Below are 17,026 nucleotides of genomic sequence, written 5' to 3'. Positions count from 1 at the left end.
GGAAAGACTTGTTCACGAGATATGTGTCCCTGTTTAGGAGATAATACCCCTTCTAGGCGAGATTCATTGCTCTGTTGACGAGATAAACTGTGATATCTCGCCACCAGCACCAACTATCTCGCCAACAGAAGAGTAAATCTTGTGAACAGCATCTATTATCTCGCCAATAGGAGTGTATATCTCGTGAAGTCAGATCTCTCTTTCGGATAGTGACAGGCACCATTGATCATGGGAAAGTGACTACTTTGAATCAACCAATTCCCCTTTAAATAGGCTTTTCTTTGAAACAGTCAAATCTAACTGACGACTAAACTTCTGCAATTGTCGTTCCTCACTCTCGGTGACAATCGCTATAACGGTTCCTGAATCAGATCCTAAACGACCTGTTCTTCCGGAGCGATGAACAAATTGTGTTGTTTCTTTAGGCAAGTCCATATGAATAACATGGGTGATATCAGGGATATCTAATCCTCTCGCAGCAACGTCTGAAGCGAGTAGTAATTCAGATTTTCCTTCGCGGAATTCTTTAATTGCTTTCGCGCGCTCTTGTTTTTTGGAATCACTATGCAAAACTCCTGCCTGGATTCTCATATAATCTAATTTTTCTACCAGTACCGAAAGCGTTGAAATGTCTTTGACGAATACCAGTGCTTTCATTTTATGATTTCGTACGAGCTTTCGAAGTAGTTCAATTTTATCTCTCGCCTCACAAACAAGATAGATATACTCGACATTTGGTCGATCATCCTCTTCTTTACCTACTCGAATTACTTCAGGACTGTTCATTAGTTCTTCTGTTTTTGATTGAACTGTCTCAGGTAGCGTTGCCGAAAAGATGAGCACTTGCCGCTCACTTAAGGTGCTTTTTACAATTTTTTCGATAGTTGTTGTGTGTTCTGGTATTAACAATTGATCTGCTTCATCCAATACAATTGTTTTTACCTGATGCATCTTTAATTTTTTCTGGTTAATGAGTTCGTTCATTCTTCCTGGTGTTCCTATTACAATTTGCGGTTTCTTTTTCAACTTCTCAATTTGGCGTTTTACATTTGCTCCACCAATAAGTGTAGCACTTCCAATTCCACTGTCCTTTGACCAATCCTGCACTTCCTGATTTATTTGCATCACTAGTTCATGGGAGGATGCTAAGATAACAACTTGCGTATTTTTTTGAGTTGGGTCAATTTGTTGCATAAGTGGTAAAAGGTAAGCAAGCGTTTTACCACTGCCTGTTGGTGACTCAGCAATGATATCTTTTCCTTCGATTATAAAGCGGGCCGTATGCAGTTGAATGGATGTTAGCTTTTCGAACCCGGATTTATCCCAAGCTGTTTGAAGAAACGGTTTAAGGTCAGGTAATACTTCATTTAATGCTTGCGTTTTATTCATTATTAATGCTCCTTTTATTGCTTCAATTCGTACGTCTTTATTCAGAGTAATCTTGATTACTATATACGTCAACTTGTACCATTATTTTGTGATAAATTAAATCGATTATGTGCCTCGATAAACTGGGGAGCGATCACACATAAAAATTTCGCCTTCGTTACAAACTACATGTATGTTTAGGAGGTATAGAATATGGACAATCAAGATTTTGAGAAAATATACCAAGATTATAAACAACAGGGTGAGGAACAAGCTCAGCAGGAGGTCTCAGTATCTGGAGAGCATGGAAAAGAACAAATTGTTGCTGTTCGAAAAAATGATGAGGGCGATATTATTGCATTTAAAACGAATAGCGGCAGAGAGTTAGACTACGTCACCGCAATTGATGAAGCAAAAGCAGGAAAATTGGAGCACGTCGATGTTTTTCATAAGTATGGTCGAGACATTATCCGTAGTGAACCTGATGGTATTAAAGCAAATAATCTAGATCAATTAGATACTTTTTAAGGGTATTGATGAAAAACAGACTTCTCTAGATTTAAAAACTATGGGGTTAGACACCTTTTTCTGACCAAGTTTAAAAAGCTATACAATTAACTTAAACATTGGGTTGTATTTTATCAAGATCATTCACTGATCAAACGAAAATAGACCTCCCTTTGCCCAACAAGTAACTAGGAGAGGTCTATCACCATTGATAGCCGATTCCTCTGTGGGAACCGCTTATCCATAACGCGTAGTGACTGCTACGGGTTATTTAGTATATGCATTGCTCATCTTTAATATAACATAACTTGTAATCATTGAATTGATCTGTATTCAACCACTAACGGCTGCCTAGGCTTTCTGGTTAAGGTGCAAGGTCCCCGTATGGACAATTGTCCACATAGAGGGTCTGGCACCTTTATCCCATCCAATAATTGGTGGCAGTTTTTTTGCATTCGTTAGTTTTACTACGGTCTTTGGATAGTATATAATGAGGAACCAAAGAAAAATAGATAGGAAGTGCCTATGAATAAAAGCAAAAAGAATGGATATAAACCGGGAAAAACACGCAATCAATCGAAAAAAACAAATGGAAAAAAGCGCTCCGCACTAACTAATCAAAAGGGCGACAAATTCCAAGGTAAGCCCTCGACAACCAATAAGCGTCGAAGTAACAAGAAAACGCTAACTGCAGAAGTGACTTGTACAGGCCTGACTAATGAGGGAAAAGGCATCATTCAGTGGAAAGGAAAGCAACTAGAGGTAGAGCATCTATTACCAGGTGAAACGGCTGAGATTACTTTGTCCACTAATGGGCGATATGTTAATACGGAATTGAAGCGGATAATCACCTCGTCAAAAGACCGAGTCCAACCACCATGCTCCTACTACTATGAGTGCGGTGGATGCCAATTGCAGCATATGAACAAGCAGGCGCAAATGCGCTTCAAGCAGCAAACCATAGATGATTTGATGAAGCCGTTCGGTAAACCAGAGTCGATTTTAACGATGGACCATCCGTATGATTACCGAAATAAGAGCCATACAACATTTGGTCTGAATCAGGACCGGCAGATTATTGGTGGGCTATACGCTCAGAATAGTCATCAGCTTATTTCGATGGATCGGTGTCTCATTCACGATCCGAAAGCGGATGAAATCTGGCAAACGATTAAGGACATGATGAAGTCGTTTAAAATGCAGCCATATAATGAAGACACTGGACGAGGTTTCCTGCGTCACGTATTAGTGAAGGTTGGCAAGATCAGTGGTGAGATCATGGTGGTGTTGGTTGTAGCTTCACCTATTTTTAAAGGTAAGAATAATTTTGTGAAAGCTCTTAGGAAGGCTCACCCAGAGATTACGACCATCCTCATGAACGTGAATAACCGAGATACGAGCATGGTTCTAGGTGATCAGGAGAAAGTGTTGTTCGGTAAAGGGACTATAACTGACACTCTTTGTGGATTGAAGTTTGATATTTCCGCGAAATCCTTCTATCAGATTAACCCTGTCCAGACGGAAAAGTTATATGCAAAAGCCATTGAAATGGCCCAGTTGACTGGAAGTGAAACCGTAATTGATGCGTACTGTGGGATCGGTACAATCGGTCTGATTGCTAGTCAAAAGGCTGGAAAAGTCATTGGTGTAGAGCTAAATAAGGATGCTGTTCGAGACGCAATCCGCAATTCAAAGCGCAATGGCGTGAAAAATGCCCGTTTCTATCAAGGTGATTCCGGGGAATTCATGATGGAGATGGCAGCACGTGGTGAGAAAGCAGATGTAGTAATTATGGATCCACCACGAAGCGGAAGTGATGAAGCATTCTTGTCTAGTGTCGTTAAGCTTAAGCCAGAGCGTATCGTTTATGTGTCCTGCAATCCAGTGACACAGGTGCGAGATATGGAATATTTAGTAAAGAACGGATATGAGGTAAAAGGGATTCAGCCAGTGGATATGTTTCCGCAGACGACACACGTCGAGAGTGTAGTGTCGCTAGAGTTAAAATAGCTTCAGTAGTTTTTAACTAAAAATTAAAGTGTGTTTTATCTTCCCTCGGACTAATGGTTCGGGGGATTATTTGTCCCCTAGTGTCTTACGTTTACACAAAAAAGCAAATGCTAGAGGTCTTTCTTATGGAAATAAGAGTCATTATATAACTTTTTAAAATTAACATACAGACCATGATTTCTTTCATATTGATCCATCCCACTTTACCTATCCAAAAATTTAGATTGTAAAATTTGGATTGCCTCTTCCATTGCTTCTAGTTCGGAATCTGTTAAATTGTTAATTCGTTCTTGAAACTTTAATTCAAGCTGTTGAAACACTTTATTCATTAGAACCGTTCCTTTCTCTGTAAGACGAATGTCAAACTTGCGACGATCATTCGGATCAATAATTTTTTCGCATAGTTGGCTTTGAATTAATTTTTTTAACTCACGGCTAGAATTAGGTAAAGATAAATGCAAGCATTCACTGATTTCACTAAGAGTTACTGGTTGGCTAACTGTAATGAACTCTAATATTTTGTATTGAACGGTAGTTATGTTTTCAATTTTGATTTCTTTTGTCATATCGTTTGTCACTTGATGTACAGATGCAGTAAATCGAACAAACTGCTGGAAAAGCTTACCCTTGTCCATATAAATCACCTCATTTACAAAGTATCAAATATATTATCAAAAAACAATTATCAATTGACAACTAAAATGATTGGGTGTTAGTATTTAGTTATCAAATGATAACTAATGAGGTGTTTAATAGTGAATGTTCTGATTGTTTTTACCCATCCAAATCATCAAAGCTTGAGCTACGCTTTTTTACAAGAGGTACTTCGCGGGTGTGAGGAAAACCATGTTATACAAAATGTTCAAGTTTTAGATTTATATGAAGAAAAATTTAATCCGGTCCTTGAATTTGGGGAGAACAAGAAGAGAAGAGATATGTATAAAGATCCCGAATTAGCAAAATATCGGGATCAACTATCGTGGGCTGAAAAGATTATTTTTATCTACCCTATATGGTGGGGAAGACCTCCCGCGATGTTAATGGGTTATATCGATAAAATGTTTGCATCAGGATTTGCCTACAAAGATAACGGTAAGTTGTTGCCAGACGGTTTGTTGAAGGGTAAATCAGTCGTATGTATTTCTGTAATGAAAGGTCCACCCTTTTATCCAATGTTTTGGTTAAATAATGCTCATAAAGTTTTAATGCGTAAAGCATTATTTCAATACGTAGGCATTAAAAAGGTAAAGTTTTTTGAGTTTGGGAATATGGAAAATCCAAAGGGTAAACATCAGAAAAAAATAAACAAAGTATATAGGTATTTTCAAAAATTGAATAAACAGATCTCCAGATCATAAATATATCGATGCAGATCATAAGAAGCTGAAATATTGGTCCAAACATTTATACGATCTCACTTGTTAGATGTATGATGTATTTTCTTTTGCTTTTGAAGATTTGAACGGATTTTCATTCTCTATTTTTCAAGTTTGTATTTGGAGTTAAATAAAAGTTGAAAAATGAGTAATCGGTATCTTAATTGACAGGATATTGTCATGCACTACACCTTAATTCCCCCAAAAAAGTCGGTAAATATGAAGTAAAAAAAACAAGAGAAATTTTATATTGCATAGTAGACGAAGTAAACGTATACTGCGCAGCAACAATTATCATTTGTTTTCTTCATTAGGATTGGGCAGGCCCTATTAAAATGAATTTGGCAGAGCCTGCTTCAGTATTTTCAAATCCGCGTATAAATTAATTTAAACATTTTAGTTGCTCTTTTGTATGATAAGGGAAAATCTCTTGATTTGCTTTCAGACGAATAACCAAATCAGGATTGGCTATAAATAATTGTCCAAATGCAACTAGGTCCGCTTGATTTTCTTCAATGATAACTGCCCCTTCATTAGGAGCTATATTACCAACAGCTATAAGGGTTTCCCTCCAGTATTTCCTAAATAACTCATGAAGCGATCTTTGATCATTTTTAAGGGCAACACCGTAGTTTTCTACAGAGGGATGGATAATTTTTATTCGATGTTTGGAAAGAATCTCTGTGATAGCGTGTACCATTTCTTCAGGTTGCTCCCATACATAATCCCTATCGTCATCTTTCTTTTCAGAAACCCTGATACTAATTCTATTTTTAGGCACAACTTTCTTTACTTCTTTAATAATCAAATCTAAAAATCGCAGTCTATTTTGTAAGGACCCTCCAAACATGTCTTGACGATGGTTTGATTTCTCACTGATAAATTGATCAATAAGATAACCATGTGCGGCATGTATTTCAACACCGTCAAATCCAGCCTCCATTGCATTTCTTGCTGCCTGTCTATAGTCATCGATAATTTGATATATTTCCGCCTGACTTAAAGGTTTAGGTGGTTGGAACGGTTTCCTTAATCTATGCACGTTCCCGCTAGCACTTATGGCAGATGGAGCGACAGGAGTATGCCCTTTTAAAATTTCCTGATGACTTAATCTGCCTACATGCCAAAGCTGGGCAAAAATTTTCGTATTATATCGATGAACTTCTCTTGTGACTTTTTTCCAACTGAGGGTTTGACGATGTGTGAATATTCCCGGAATCCCATAGGTTCCTTTGGCTGATTCATTGATGACAATTCCTTCTGTGATGATTAAGCCGGCACCGTATCTCGCTCTTTTTCCATAATAGTCGGCAATCAAGTGATTGACTTCACCGGTTTCATTATCAGCAAATCCTCTTGTCATAGGAGCCATCACAATTCTATTATCTAATGTTAAGTTCCCGATTTTGTAATCAGAGAAAATGGAACAAGTCATATTTATCACCTCATATAGAATTTTAATTCTACGCCGATTTGTTTACAATGGAATTATTAAGCTATATACTATGAAAAACTTTAAATTTTAAAGTAATGGGAGAGTGGGTGAAAGCAATGTTAGATGATATCGATCATCAAATTTTAGATTTATTAAAAAGAAATTCAAGGCTTACTTATACGGAAATCGGTAAACAAATAAACATGTCATCTCCTGCTGTGAAAACGAGGATAGAAAGATTAGAAGATTATGTGATAAATCGTTATACAGTAGAGGTCAATCATAAAGAACTCAATAAAGGAATCCATGGTTTTGTTTTGTTTAAAACAAAGACCTGTGAAAAGTTAACGAATTATTGTAAAGAGAACCATAATATTATCGATTTATGGAGAATTAGCGGAGAGTATAATTATATGGCTGAAGTAGTTTGTTCAAAGGTGGAGGAGTTGGAGCAAATCTCTAAAGATACAACACAATATGCCTTTTCCAATATACTATCTGTTCTAGGGAATTACAATGTTAGTGATGGTTAAAAATGATAGTTCACACGAAACAAACCCGATGATTGAATCATTTAGAATAACTTTATCATCCACATTTCTTAACTCCACACTTACTGTTTTAGACGAGATCAAGGGTTAACTCATTAAAGCGTATGATCACATTTAGGAGTTATAGCCCTGACTCCTCTTTTCTACAAAAATTAAAGAAAAAGCAGCTAAGAAAGCTGCTTTATGATGATCTGTCATTTCAAGTTAGGGTTTTCCTTTTTAGCTTCATTCACTTTAGGTTTTCGGTATCCACCAGCAATATCTGCTTGTTTAAATTCTTTAGCGTAAATAACTTCCTGAGTGTCTGATGGTTCATCCCCATTTCCTCCTATAGGTTGATACTGTGTTTTTCTGGACATAGTGTTCATCCTTTCTATTGGAATTGGGTTATATAAATTATTTACCCTCTATAGTAAATTGCTAAACATAGGCTTTTTGGAAGTGGATGGAGTATCAATAAAAGTCACTAGTATTTTCGTTGTTATGTGTTTTGCAAAAGGAGCCAGCGAGCACACAAGTGTGCTGCTCGCTATTTCTTTAAATTTTTCATTGATTTTGTACCATCAGAAGTAAGCGCTTCTTCTCTTCGTCTGTCTTTTTTAGTACCATATTCTTCATTCGTTAATTTTCCTGTATCTTTCGGCTGAAATGCTTTACCCATTTGTCTAACCTCCTACTTTAATTAAGGGAAGAGTAAACTTATTATTTCTCTAAAAAGCATAATTATGCTATTAATAGTAAAATTTTCGGACAAATTAATGAAACAACCTTAAATTACTATTATGGATGTGTTTACATACTAGCAGAATCCTCATTTAATCTTCCAACGAATAAACATTTCTTCTTCAAGGTTAAGTAATGATTTAATTATAATTAGTCTTTGCGATAATGCTATATTTGAAACGTTTCCAAGAATAAAGCCGTATAAAATAGTATTGAAATAATTGGGGACTTTAGGAGGGGAACTAGTGGAGAGTGAAAGAGTAAATAAACTTATTACATTGCTTGAAGAACTGGGCAATACGGTTGATCAGCAAATTGCATCAAAGCTCGAAATAAATAAATGTAAGCGAATAGTCCAAAGGCTAAGCTCCTTCTCGGCTGATTGCAAGGAATGTTATCAGTATCTTGTTGAATTCGAAGAACATTTACTACAACTTAAAGATAAGAAAGATGATTTTGTAGAAACGGATGTTAAGTATCATAAACAAAAAATAGCTAGCATCAGTTCTCACCTGCAGAAGCAACACAAGTTAGTAACAAGTGGGTATTATTTAAGTATATATATGTCGATTGGTACTAGTTTAGGTGTAGTGTTTGGACTACTTATATTTGATAATATTGGACTAGGATTACCACTTGGAATTGCTATGGGTGTAGCAATTGGGGCAGGATTAGATGCAGATGCTAAGAAGAAGGGGATGGTCTTGTAATACATGTGCACAAGTATTAAGCCAACAAAAAGCTAATGCCCTTCTCATTTGGTTACTTTTTGAACAGCAATAGGAGGAAAATCAAATGAATGTTACGATAAGCATAAAAAGTTTGAGCTTGCTACTGCTTAACATTTTTTTAACTAGTTGTTCCAATAATGCGAAAGATTTTACACCTGAACAAGCGGCTCATGAGGTGATAGAGTTATTGCGAACTGGAGATTATCAAACGGTTCATGACCAATGGTTTGGGGTAGAATTACAAGCATACCTATGGATCAGCTAGAAAGTGAATGGGAGAAACGCTCAGCAGATGGTGGAGAATTTGTTGACGTTCCATTCCTTAAATGTAGAGAAACGGGGCAATTAATTTAGAGGTTATTGAAGGAAAAGAGGAATATACAGGCAGTGGCCGGCCAAAAATCAAAACCACCAGTTCACACTGGTGGTTTTGATTTGGTTTTATAATCGAATGTGATACTGGAAAATCCCTTATATTCTGCTAATGATTTACACTAAAATAAATGGAGAAGCTTGCTCCCGTTTTGATTGCTAGCCTTAAAGGTTTGGACAGATAGAGGAAGGTGTCCTCAAGCAGTGGAATGACTTTGCCTGGTGTTTTTTAATCGCTTATTATAGTGAACTATTTAGAAGAAATGGCGATTAAATTCCTGTTTAAAATAAAACAAAGGCGTATGAATGATAAAATAGGGGTCTAGTCTTAATGCTCCATTTTATTTTATAAAATAATTATTAAATTTTAAATCGCAACTGAAAATTCTTTTATAATCAATAGTGTGAGAGGGGTAGTAACCATGGTTTCTATTTTGCTTGTAGAAGATGATAAAGAGATTGCTAGAATTTGCAGAGATCATCTCCTTCGACAAGGTATGGATGTCACCTGGGCATCGACTGGAAAAGAAGGTTGGGAGGATTTCAATCAAGGAAAGTACGATTTAGTACTTGTCGATCTTATGCTCCCAGAAATGGATGGCTTTCAACTTTGTGAAAATATTCGCCTAAGTAGTGACATTCCACTATTAATCATTAGTGCTAAGTTAGAAGAAGAAGCAAAGATAAAGGGACTTGATTTAGGTGCGGATGATTATATTACGAAACCTTTTAGTCTAATAGAATTGATGGCAAGAATAAAATCTCATTTGCGCAGATATCACCGTTATCAGGGAATCGAATCGCAATCTAGCCAGCTGACGTTTAATAATGGGCTTGTACTTAACCTGGAACAACGACATGTAAGCATTAGTGGAAAGGAAATTTCGTTAACATCGAAAGAATTTGCTTTGCTGCAATTATTTATACAGCACCCCAACAGGACCTTTACGAAACCTGAATTATACCAACAAGTCTGGGGCGAAGTGGAAGGGGTAGGAAACAACACCATTAATGTACATATAAAAAGCTTAAGAAATAAACTGGGAGAGCGAATGAAAGAACCCAAATGGATTGAAACCATATGGGGGACTGGCTATCGGTTTATCGGAGAACAAATCCTATGAAAATTCGCACATGGCTAATTATTTCTTATTTAATTGTACTGCTACTACCGTTAGCTGCCGCATATGGCTTTTTTATCTTGGTTCAAGAATGGAATCAGTCAAAAGAACTGACAGATTCATTTGAATTATATGAGCGAATCGAATCAATGGAGGAAGAGTTACAGTCACCTACTCTTTACCAAAACGGTCCTGGTGAAGTAGGAAACCAACTATCAGCAGAATTGAAAGCAAGTGATATTAACATAAAACTCTATCGTAATGACGGGTTGATTATCTTTCGATCGGATGCAGAAAAACAAACTCTCAAACAAGTTGATCGCCAAAATTTATTTAAAAACCTCTATCAGTACGATTTGTCTTATGATTCATTAACAATCAAAAAGCCAGTTTATCAAGATGATCAAATCCTGGGTATTTATGAAGTGAGTGTAGACCGATCGGAATGGGTGGATGGTGTACAAAATAGACGAAATATGATGATCATCGTATCATTTTCCCTTTTTCTAATGGTTTATGTAGTAGTGATAGTTATGCTAAATCGAAAGTTAAATCGCCCACTAAACAAATTAATGAGAGGTATGTCTATCTTTTCTTCGACACAGAAACCAATTTATTTTCAAGATAAGAAAAAGGATGAGATCGGCCAGCTGATGGAGCATTTTGAACAAATGCAAGAGGAAATTAAGGCGGCTCAGCTTCAAACGAAACAAGAGCAAGAGGAGAAGCAATTAATGATGGCTTCCTTTTCACATGATATAAAAACGCCATTAACCTCTCTTCAGGCATATGCCGAAGCTCTGCAAGATGAACACAGCTTAACAGACAAAGAGCGTAAAGAATATCTCCAAATTATGAAGAATAAGTCCACTCATATCAAAGGGATGATTGAAGATCTAACCTTATATGCGAAACTTCAGTCAGCTCAATATGATATAGAACTTCCGAATGTTGATGCCGAGGAATTTTTCGACATGCTATTTGAAGGGTATGATGAACTAGCTAGAAAGCATCAAGTTTATTTGCGAAAAACGAATATAGTTGATGGAACATGTTATATGAATGATCAACAGATGGTGCGGTATTTGGATAATTTGATGAGTAATGCCTTAAGATTTACACCTCAAGGCGGGACAATAGGACTTGCAGCTGTAGATCCCATTCAAGCTTTACCAGATTGGGTCTTTTCAGAAGCGAAAGAAGACATCAACCAAATTCGGGAAGGCAAAGGGATTCTTCTCGTACAAAATGAGGGACCGGAAATACAGGATAAAGAATCGATTTTTATGCCATTTTTCCAAGGAGAAGAGGCAAGAACATCTGATAAGACTAAAAATACAGGGCTAGGATTGAATATCGCCAAACGAATTGCGGAGAAGCATCAAGGAGAAATGAAGCTGTGGTCATTAGAATATCGAGGGACTGTTATTGTAATGACATTTCAAATAGAGAAAGGAAACGAATGAGATGAAAAATAAATGGATCATGATACTTATAGTAAGTTTCGGATTGCTTTTAGCAGCATGTTCAGCGGAAGATATTGGACAATATTCACCTGACCAAGTTGTAGCTAAAGCTGTAGAAGTTAGTGAGGATATCAATGGATTGTATGTGAAAAGTGATTTAACTGTGTACAAAGGGGATGAAAAAATAGAAGATTCGGTTATGGAGCAATGGACAGACAAAGAGAATAGTCGAATAAAAGTAATCTCAGAAACTGCAAATGGCGAAATCACAATGAATTTAAACGATGGAGAAAAGATAACCATCTATTCCAGTTTACAGGAAGAAGCTTTCGCAATGGATGTACTTGATTCAAATGATACCTTAATCGGTCAATCCCAGCGTGAAGAAGTGGAAAATGCATTGAAGGAGATAAGAGAAACACATAACGTTGAGGTGGTTGGCAATGAAGAGGTAAATGGTTTTGACACGTATCACATTAAAGCAACTCCAAAAGAAGAAGGCAGGCTAAGAGGTGAAGAAGAGTATTGGATTGCCGAAGATAATTGGTTTGTTATCAAAACTTTCTCCAAGTCTGAAGATGTGACCTTTGAGTACACAGTAACTGAATTAGAGGTTAATCCTTCGTTTGATGAGGAAACTTTCACCATAGATATTCCTGATAGAGTAAACATAGAGTCTATTGATGATATGAATTCATCAGAAGAAACAACATTAGCAGCATTGGCGGAAATTTATGGTCAACCTGTTTTGACAAGTGAAGATTATGATTTAATTCAAATCGATAAATTTGATATGGAAAGCTTCGATAGAACAGAAGCAAATCAAGAATTTATGAAAGATGATTATTTACAATTTACCTTAAATTCTTTTGAAGCACCTGACGAAGAATTATCTGTTGATATAGCTGCGGAAAAAGAGCTAGAGGTCCGAGGTTTAGAGGCTATTTATATGGACGATGTTATGCAAAACCTTACTTGGGATGAAGAAGGTATTCGTTATTCTATATTAGCTAATAACTCCGAATTAACGGAGGAAGATTTAATTGAAATCGCTGAGAACTTAGTATTTGTGGAGGAGTAAAAATATTGAAGAAGTCATTACGCTTTTCTTTTACAGATATATTTATTTTCAAGCCCTTCTTAAAAAAACATCAAACAACTGTTTATCGATTTTGCTATCTACTTGTCAATGATCCATCTATAGCAGAGGAAATAACAGGAAAAGTTTTTGTGACCATATATCAGAAAGGTAATATTCGAAAAATAGATTCCTTTTTGCTCTATCAACAGTTAATTGGTTGCCTGGAAGAATTCTTTCTTACTAAAAGAGGAAAAATAAGAAGCAGGATGCAGGCTGTGCAAGGAGATTCTTCTTTAATGAATAATGCAGTTTGTCTTCTATCCACTGAAGACAGAATTATTCTAGGCTTGGCACATGTCTGTTCATTACCAATAGAAGTCATTAGCTCATTATTAGATGTTCCTAAACAGGAAGTAAAAAAGAGCTTATATCAAAGCAGGGAATTCCTAACTGATTTTTTGAATGAAAAAAGGATAAGAGAACAATTACCACTGTTGAGTTAGTCAGCTAAAGCATGAAAAACGGACTGGATAGCAAGGAATGGAAGGAGGATACAAATGAGTAGTACTTTTCTATTTATTATTGCGCTGGCAGCTATAGTGATATGGATCGCTCAGTCACAAGAGCTTATGAAGCCTTCAAAAGAACAGAACGGGCGAAAAATAGTAACATTAACAGCTGGAGGTTCCTTATTAACATTAGTTCTAACAATCTCACTTTTTCAAGATATCCTGTTTTAATATGTTTTAAATAAAAAGACCTAACGGGGTGGTAAAGCCCCTCGTTAGGTCTTTTTTACTGCAATCAAAATCGCTTTTCAATTCTTCAAAACGTAGAAAAAATAAAGTAAAGTTTGCTATCAGCATAAGTGACAGGCAATATACCAGTATGGATTAGTCTTTGCAACTAATCTAACCTATTCATTCGCAACATTCGAAGAGATTTTCGGATGAAACGCCTCGTGTAAAATGCTCCAATAATAAGTAAGAGAGACACGCCTAATGCGAAAGGGATACTAAGAGCAACAGGAAGCTCTATCCCAGGCCATATGCCCATTTGGATTTGGTCGAAACCAAGTGTTCGCAATACCCCACCTGAAATAGAGAGGAATACAGCCACTATTAATCCAGCATAGAATATAGATAAAACAGGAATGGTTAATAATAAGAAGAAACGTAGAAGAATGCTAGTAAGTGTCATGAAGCTACCCTCCTAATCACTCGGGTGACAGTTGCTTTGGGAGAGATAGTATAACTTTCTAAATAATATAATGTATTAATCTTGCAATGTTTTCCAATATTAACGGTCTCTCCTTCTACAACATCTGCTTGGGTATAAGAAAGATGCAATTTTTTCCCTATAATGTATCTGCATAGAAGTCTTTTTTTGAATAGAGAGAATGACATTCCGTGTTTATCAATTTGTACCTCTTCTGTAACTAACCTCTCCACGTTACTTTCACTAGATAATCTCAAATGTAATTGCTTTGCATTTATTTCCGTACCTTGAATCATTCCAATAGCTTCTAGCTTATCAGTTCGAAGCTCATTTACAGACAATTTACCGGAACTGTTAATATAAGCAATTTGAGCAGAATATAATGTTACATTACCGACATTATGAAGTTTCATTGCGCTACACTTACCTCTTATTGCGCACGAACCTGCGTTATGTAAAGAATTCACAAGAACATCGGAATGAAAAACACTGTATCCATGAGTAGAAATTTCCTTAAGATGAATATCTTGATGTAATGTTACAGATCCGCGTAATTTTAAAACATCATATTCTTGTGGCAGTTCTTTGATTGCCCCACTTGTAAAGGTTATACTGTGTCGCAACTGGCCTTTTTCATTTTCCACCTTTCTCACCACCTAATTTTAATTAATATATATTTCAATTATTAAAATATACATTAATTAAAATACATAAAGGGATTGTTGTCAAGAATAATTACTAAAACTCAATAAAAAAAGGACTTCATCACTGAAATCCTTAAAAAACGGTGCTCATTAATTTATTTACTTCTGATAAAACCCTCTCAATTTCTTTGAGTTGCTCTTGTGGGAGTTTAAGAAAGAGCTCCTGTACCTTCGATTCTCCGGATTCTGTCAATATCATTTTCACAACTCGGCGATCTTCTGACTCCCTAACCCTTTGGATCAATCCAAGTTTTTCTAACTTATCGCAGATTGATGTAACTGCTCCAGGAGTTACGCTTAAAAATTCAGCAATTTGAGAGGCTTTCATTCCATCGTTTAGATTCATTTGGATCAGAAGAATAAGCTGAGTTTGAGATAGTGATTCACCTTCACATAACATATCTGCAAACCTTCGAGATTTTTGTTGTATTTCTAGCATTCCTCGCATAATATTTTCTATATTGTTTTCTAGCATTTCATCACAACCTATAATGTTTTGTAATTTTACTATATAATTAAAGTATATATCTAATTTTGGGCACTGCCAATATACAATCTGAAAAAGTAAATGGATACCATTGTACTGCTTTTGGTTTGAAGGAGATTATAGACGATAAGCACAGCGATAGATTCACCTCTTGTAAAGTTGGAGAATAAAAAATTCACTAAATTTCCTTACTAACATATAATTGATTGTCTGAATTCAAATACGGACAATTTATTTGAATTAATAAGTTCATCTCCATCTATGTTTTCTAATTTGGAAAATATAGATGAATGATAGTTTTCCATGAAATATTTATGATAACGGCAAGGACTTTAATGGTACTACCACCACCTATATTAGTTACCCGAATAAATTAAAGAAAATGGTTCGTTTATCTGTAAGAGAGTTTATAAATCTAACAGAATATCAGCAGAACAACAACTAAGCATATGGGCAATTTGTTTTAGATTCGAGACAATAAGTGATATGATTTGCGTTAGCAAGGCTAAGGCTCTTGGACATAAATATCCCTATTATTAAAATAAAGGAAAATATCATGAAAAAATACTACGTAGATGTCATTCAATATAGAGGCGATTATAGATCGTTCGGTTTTCAGCAAGGTGAATGGTTAAAACAATCACCATTACATCCAATTTATACGAATCCAGATATGGCGAAGAAGCTACGTTTTTCTGTAGATCGTGAAGAAGCGATTCAATGGATTAATACGTTGTTTCCACAATTTTTAGAAGAACTCAAAGGATTAGCAGAGTCCTTGAAATTGTCGTTAGATCAAGCCATTATGCATTTCAGTGGTTATCAGCAGGAATGGGTTCGATCTGGTTGTTCTATTTTAACCGGAGATCATTTTTTGGTACGCAATTATGATTATCATCCGAAAACATATGAAGGAAGATTCGTGTTATATCAGCCTAAACAAGGATTTGCAACGATCGGTCCCTCTCAACGAATTGTTGGTAGAGCGGACGGGATGAACGAAAAAGGACTGATGACTGGATATAATTTTGTGAATCGCCGAGGTTCCGGTGATGGCTTTATTCCAACTATTATTACACGAATGATTTTAGAACAATGCCAAAACAATGAAGAAGCGATTGCCTTGTTAAAAGATGTTCCGCATCGTGTAGCGTTTAATTATGTGTTGGCAGATCGATTTGGTAATAGACATGTGGTGGAGGCGACTTCGCAAGCTGTACGTGTCAAAGAAGATATCGTAAGCACGAACCATTTTGATCTACTTCCTGAAGCAAATCGTTATCATCTAGCAGATTCTCAACGTCGATTAGCTATTTTACGCAAGCAAAAAGAATCACTTTCCAAAGCAGAAGCTTATCAAGTATTAAATAATACGGAAAATGAAGTGTTCTCGGAAAAATATTTGCAGTCAGCGGGAACATTGCACACGACAATATATGATGTGGATTCGATGGATGTAGGAATTGGATTGGGTTCTAATCGAGTACCCACTATCTTCTCGTTTGGCGAATGGCTAAAAGGACGTAACACCTGGATTAAGCGAGTAAGAGGAGAAATCAGTACAGAGGCGCGTATGCCATATATGGATGGATTGTAAATTTCTACGATCAATAAAAAAGACATGATAACGTCTGTTATCGTGTCTTTCTTTTTTATAATATAGGAGAGTATATAATCCGCGGTATCAACGCAATTGTAAGCAGAGTAGCCATTTTGAAATAGCTTGTACAGAAAACCATCGCTGCAGCTGTCCACTTCCCTTTCCACGGGATTTTCGCCTAAGCTAACTTTGGTAAGCAAAGAGCGCATACCAAAGTGGATCTTAGTCGAAAATCATCCCGTAGGAGTGGAAGTGGACAAGCCGCAGCGGTTGTTG

20 protein-coding genes are annotated in these 17,026 nt (G+C 36.3%); 12 read left to right on the top strand and 8 right to left on the bottom strand.

The features are described 5' to 3' along the window. Nucleotides 1-240: 240 nt before the first annotated feature. The gene (locus GHT08_RS14330) at nucleotides 241-1,389 is read right to left on the bottom strand and encodes a DEAD/DEAH box helicase (RefSeq protein WP_163582078.1); all 1,149 of its coding nucleotides are present in this window, start codon (nucleotides 1,387-1,389) and stop codon (nucleotides 241-243) included. 192 nt (nucleotides 1,390-1,581) lie between these two features. On the opposite strand from GHT08_RS14330, the gene GHT08_RS14325 reads away from it, so the two are divergent. Continuing rightward, a complete protein-coding gene (locus tag GHT08_RS14325) occupies nucleotides 1,582-1,896 on the top strand; it encodes a DUF3892 domain-containing protein (protein WP_163582077.1) in 315 nt (104 codons plus the stop codon). Between the two features lie 504 nt (nucleotides 1,897-2,400). Further along, the gene (gene rlmD, locus GHT08_RS14320; RefSeq protein ID WP_163582075.1) at nucleotides 2,401-3,885 is read left to right on the top strand and encodes a 23S rRNA (uracil(1939)-C(5))-methyltransferase RlmD; all 1,485 of its coding nucleotides are present in this window, start codon (nucleotides 2,401-2,403) and stop codon (nucleotides 3,883-3,885) included. A gap of 203 nt (nucleotides 3,886-4,088) precedes the next feature. On the opposite strand, the gene GHT08_RS14315 is transcribed toward rlmD, so the two are convergent. Next, nucleotides 4,089-4,520 (bottom strand): MarR family winged helix-turn-helix transcriptional regulator, encoded by a 432-nt coding sequence (locus GHT08_RS14315; protein ID WP_163582073.1) that lies wholly within the window; start codon nucleotides 4,518-4,520, stop codon nucleotides 4,089-4,091. A 120-nt stretch (nucleotides 4,521-4,640) separates the two neighbouring features. On the opposite strand from GHT08_RS14315, the gene GHT08_RS14310 reads away from it, so the two are divergent. Then, the gene (locus GHT08_RS14310) at nucleotides 4,641-5,243 is read left to right on the top strand and encodes an NAD(P)H-dependent oxidoreductase (protein WP_163582070.1); all 603 of its coding nucleotides are present in this window, start codon (nucleotides 4,641-4,643) and stop codon (nucleotides 5,241-5,243) included. 400 nt (nucleotides 5,244-5,643) lie between these two features. Here GHT08_RS14310 and GHT08_RS14305 read toward each other — a convergent pair whose 3' ends face one another. Further along, nucleotides 5,644-6,696, bottom strand: a complete 1,053-nt coding sequence (locus tag GHT08_RS14305) for an oxidoreductase (RefSeq protein WP_163582069.1) — start codon at nucleotides 6,694-6,696, stop codon at nucleotides 5,644-5,646. A 116-nt stretch (nucleotides 6,697-6,812) separates the two neighbouring features. On the opposite strand from GHT08_RS14305, the gene GHT08_RS14300 reads away from it, so the two are divergent. Next, on the top strand, nucleotides 6,813-7,229 hold the full coding sequence (locus GHT08_RS14300; protein WP_238343589.1) for an Lrp/AsnC family transcriptional regulator: 417 nt from the start codon (nucleotides 6,813-6,815) through the stop codon (nucleotides 7,227-7,229). Nucleotides 7,230-7,441: 212 nt separating this feature from the next. Here the strand turns inward: GHT08_RS14300 and GHT08_RS14295 are convergent, their stop codons facing one another. Beyond that, nucleotides 7,442-7,606, bottom strand: a complete 165-nt coding sequence (locus GHT08_RS14295; protein WP_018933218.1) for a YfhE family protein — start codon at nucleotides 7,604-7,606, stop codon at nucleotides 7,442-7,444. A gap of 170 nt (nucleotides 7,607-7,776) precedes the next feature. Next, a complete protein-coding gene (locus GHT08_RS22405; RefSeq protein ID WP_018933217.1) occupies nucleotides 7,777-7,908 on the bottom strand; it encodes a hypothetical protein in 132 nt (43 codons plus the stop codon). Nucleotides 7,909-8,215: 307 nt separating this feature from the next. On the opposite strand from GHT08_RS22405, the gene GHT08_RS22235 reads away from it, so the two are divergent. The 7 genes from GHT08_RS22235 (at nucleotide 8,216) to GHT08_RS14260 (ending at nucleotide 13,481) form a co-directional block, all read left to right on the top strand. Next, a complete protein-coding gene (locus tag GHT08_RS22235) occupies nucleotides 8,216-8,680 on the top strand; it encodes a glycine zipper domain-containing protein (protein WP_238343583.1) in 465 nt (154 codons plus the stop codon). Between the two features lie 85 nt (nucleotides 8,681-8,765). After that, entirely contained in the window at nucleotides 8,766-8,966 is a 201-nt protein-coding gene (locus GHT08_RS14285; RefSeq protein WP_163582067.1) for a hypothetical protein, read from the top strand. Between the two features lie 529 nt (nucleotides 8,967-9,495). Continuing rightward, the gene (locus tag GHT08_RS14280; protein WP_163582065.1) at nucleotides 9,496-10,197 is read left to right on the top strand and encodes a response regulator transcription factor; all 702 of its coding nucleotides are present in this window, start codon (nucleotides 9,496-9,498) and stop codon (nucleotides 10,195-10,197) included. After that, nucleotides 10,194-11,660 carry a sensor histidine kinase gene (locus tag GHT08_RS14275; protein WP_163582064.1) on the top strand — a complete coding sequence of 489 codons (1,467 nt, stop codon included), beginning with the start codon at nucleotides 10,194-10,196 and terminating at the stop codon, nucleotides 11,658-11,660. Before GHT08_RS14280 ends, GHT08_RS14275 begins: the two co-directional genes overlap by 4 nt. A gap of 1 nt (nucleotide 11,661) precedes the next feature. Beyond that, on the top strand, nucleotides 11,662-12,741 hold the full coding sequence (locus tag GHT08_RS14270) for a LolA family protein (protein WP_163582063.1): 1,080 nt from the start codon (nucleotides 11,662-11,664) through the stop codon (nucleotides 12,739-12,741). Nucleotides 12,742-12,746: 5 nt separating this feature from the next. Then, nucleotides 12,747-13,244 (top strand): RNA polymerase sigma factor, encoded by a 498-nt coding sequence (locus GHT08_RS14265; RefSeq protein ID WP_163582062.1) that lies wholly within the window; start codon nucleotides 12,747-12,749, stop codon nucleotides 13,242-13,244. A 54-nt stretch (nucleotides 13,245-13,298) separates the two neighbouring features. Then, on the top strand, nucleotides 13,299-13,481 hold the full coding sequence (locus GHT08_RS14260; protein ID WP_163582061.1) for a hypothetical protein: 183 nt from the start codon (nucleotides 13,299-13,301) through the stop codon (nucleotides 13,479-13,481). Between the two features lie 166 nt (nucleotides 13,482-13,647). Here GHT08_RS14260 and GHT08_RS14255 read toward each other — a convergent pair whose 3' ends face one another. The 3 genes from GHT08_RS14255 to GHT08_RS14245 all read right to left on the bottom strand — a co-directional run bounded on the left by GHT08_RS14255 (nucleotide 13,648) and on the right by GHT08_RS14245 (nucleotide 15,138). Then, nucleotides 13,648-13,941, bottom strand: a complete 294-nt coding sequence (locus tag GHT08_RS14255; RefSeq protein ID WP_163582060.1) for a hypothetical protein — start codon at nucleotides 13,939-13,941, stop codon at nucleotides 13,648-13,650. Then, a complete protein-coding gene (locus GHT08_RS14250; protein WP_163582059.1) occupies nucleotides 13,938-14,603 on the bottom strand; it encodes a hypothetical protein in 666 nt (221 codons plus the stop codon). Before GHT08_RS14250 ends, GHT08_RS14255 begins: the two co-directional genes overlap by 4 nt. A 133-nt stretch (nucleotides 14,604-14,736) precedes the next feature. After that, the gene (locus GHT08_RS14245) at nucleotides 14,737-15,138 is read right to left on the bottom strand and encodes a MarR family winged helix-turn-helix transcriptional regulator (RefSeq protein ID WP_163582058.1); all 402 of its coding nucleotides are present in this window, start codon (nucleotides 15,136-15,138) and stop codon (nucleotides 14,737-14,739) included. A 568-nt stretch (nucleotides 15,139-15,706) separates the two neighbouring features. Between GHT08_RS14245 and GHT08_RS14240 the strand changes: the two genes are divergently transcribed. Then, a complete protein-coding gene (locus GHT08_RS14240; RefSeq protein ID WP_163582057.1) occupies nucleotides 15,707-16,747 on the top strand; it encodes a C45 family autoproteolytic acyltransferase/hydrolase in 1,041 nt (346 codons plus the stop codon). The last annotated feature ends 279 nt before the right edge of the window (nucleotides 16,748-17,026 follow it).

Origin of the sequence: Gracilibacillus saliphilus, from assembly GCF_010994085.1 — a bacterium.
In the GTDB taxonomy this organism is placed as follows: Bacteria; Bacillota; Bacilli; order Bacillales; family Amphibacillaceae; genus Gracilibacillus; species Gracilibacillus lacisalsi.
Note: the sequence above shows the minus strand (reverse complement) of the source record. Positions and strands in the feature narration are given on the sequence as shown.

What these genes read in the sequence shown, in the direction of transcription:
- GHT08_RS14330 (WP_163582078.1), bottom strand. Translation starts at nt 1,389, where the DNA reads ATGAATAAAACGCAAGCATTAAATGAAGTATTACCTGACCTTAAACCG.
- GHT08_RS14325 (WP_163582077.1), top strand. Translation starts at nt 1,582, where the DNA reads ATGGACAATCAAGATTTTGAGAAAATATACCAAGATTATAAACAACAG.
- rlmD (WP_163582075.1), top strand. Translation starts at nt 2,401, where the DNA reads ATGAATAAAAGCAAAAAGAATGGATATAAACCGGGAAAAACACGCAAT.
- GHT08_RS14315 (WP_163582073.1), bottom strand. Translation starts at nt 4,520, where the DNA reads ATGGACAAGGGTAAGCTTTTCCAGCAGTTTGTTCGATTTACTGCATCT.
- GHT08_RS14305 (WP_163582069.1), bottom strand. Translation starts at nt 6,696, where the DNA reads ATGACTTGTTCCATTTTCTCTGATTACAAAATCGGGAACTTAACATTA.
- GHT08_RS14300 (WP_238343589.1), top strand. Translation starts at nt 6,813, where the DNA reads ATGTTAGATGATATCGATCATCAAATTTTAGATTTATTAAAAAGAAAT.
- GHT08_RS14295 (WP_018933218.1), bottom strand. Translation starts at nt 7,606, where the DNA reads ATGTCCAGAAAAACACAGTATCAACCTATAGGAGGAAATGGGGATGAA.
- GHT08_RS22405 (WP_018933217.1), bottom strand. Translation starts at nt 7,908, where the DNA reads ATGGGTAAAGCATTTCAGCCGAAAGATACAGGAAAATTAACGAATGAA.
- GHT08_RS14285 (WP_163582067.1), top strand. Translation starts at nt 8,766, where the DNA reads ATGAATGTTACGATAAGCATAAAAAGTTTGAGCTTGCTACTGCTTAAC.
- GHT08_RS14280 (WP_163582065.1), top strand. Translation starts at nt 9,496, where the DNA reads ATGGTTTCTATTTTGCTTGTAGAAGATGATAAAGAGATTGCTAGAATT.
- GHT08_RS14275 (WP_163582064.1), top strand. Translation starts at nt 10,194, where the DNA reads ATGAAAATTCGCACATGGCTAATTATTTCTTATTTAATTGTACTGCTA.
- GHT08_RS14270 (WP_163582063.1), top strand. Translation starts at nt 11,662, where the DNA reads ATGAAAAATAAATGGATCATGATACTTATAGTAAGTTTCGGATTGCTT.
- GHT08_RS14260 (WP_163582061.1), top strand. Translation starts at nt 13,299, where the DNA reads ATGAGTAGTACTTTTCTATTTATTATTGCGCTGGCAGCTATAGTGATA.
- GHT08_RS14255 (WP_163582060.1), bottom strand. Translation starts at nt 13,941, where the DNA reads ATGACACTTACTAGCATTCTTCTACGTTTCTTCTTATTATTAACCATT.
- GHT08_RS14245 (WP_163582058.1), bottom strand. Translation starts at nt 15,138, where the DNA reads ATGCTAGAAAACAATATAGAAAATATTATGCGAGGAATGCTAGAAATA.
- GHT08_RS14240 (WP_163582057.1), top strand. Translation starts at nt 15,707, where the DNA reads ATGAAAAAATACTACGTAGATGTCATTCAATATAGAGGCGATTATAGA.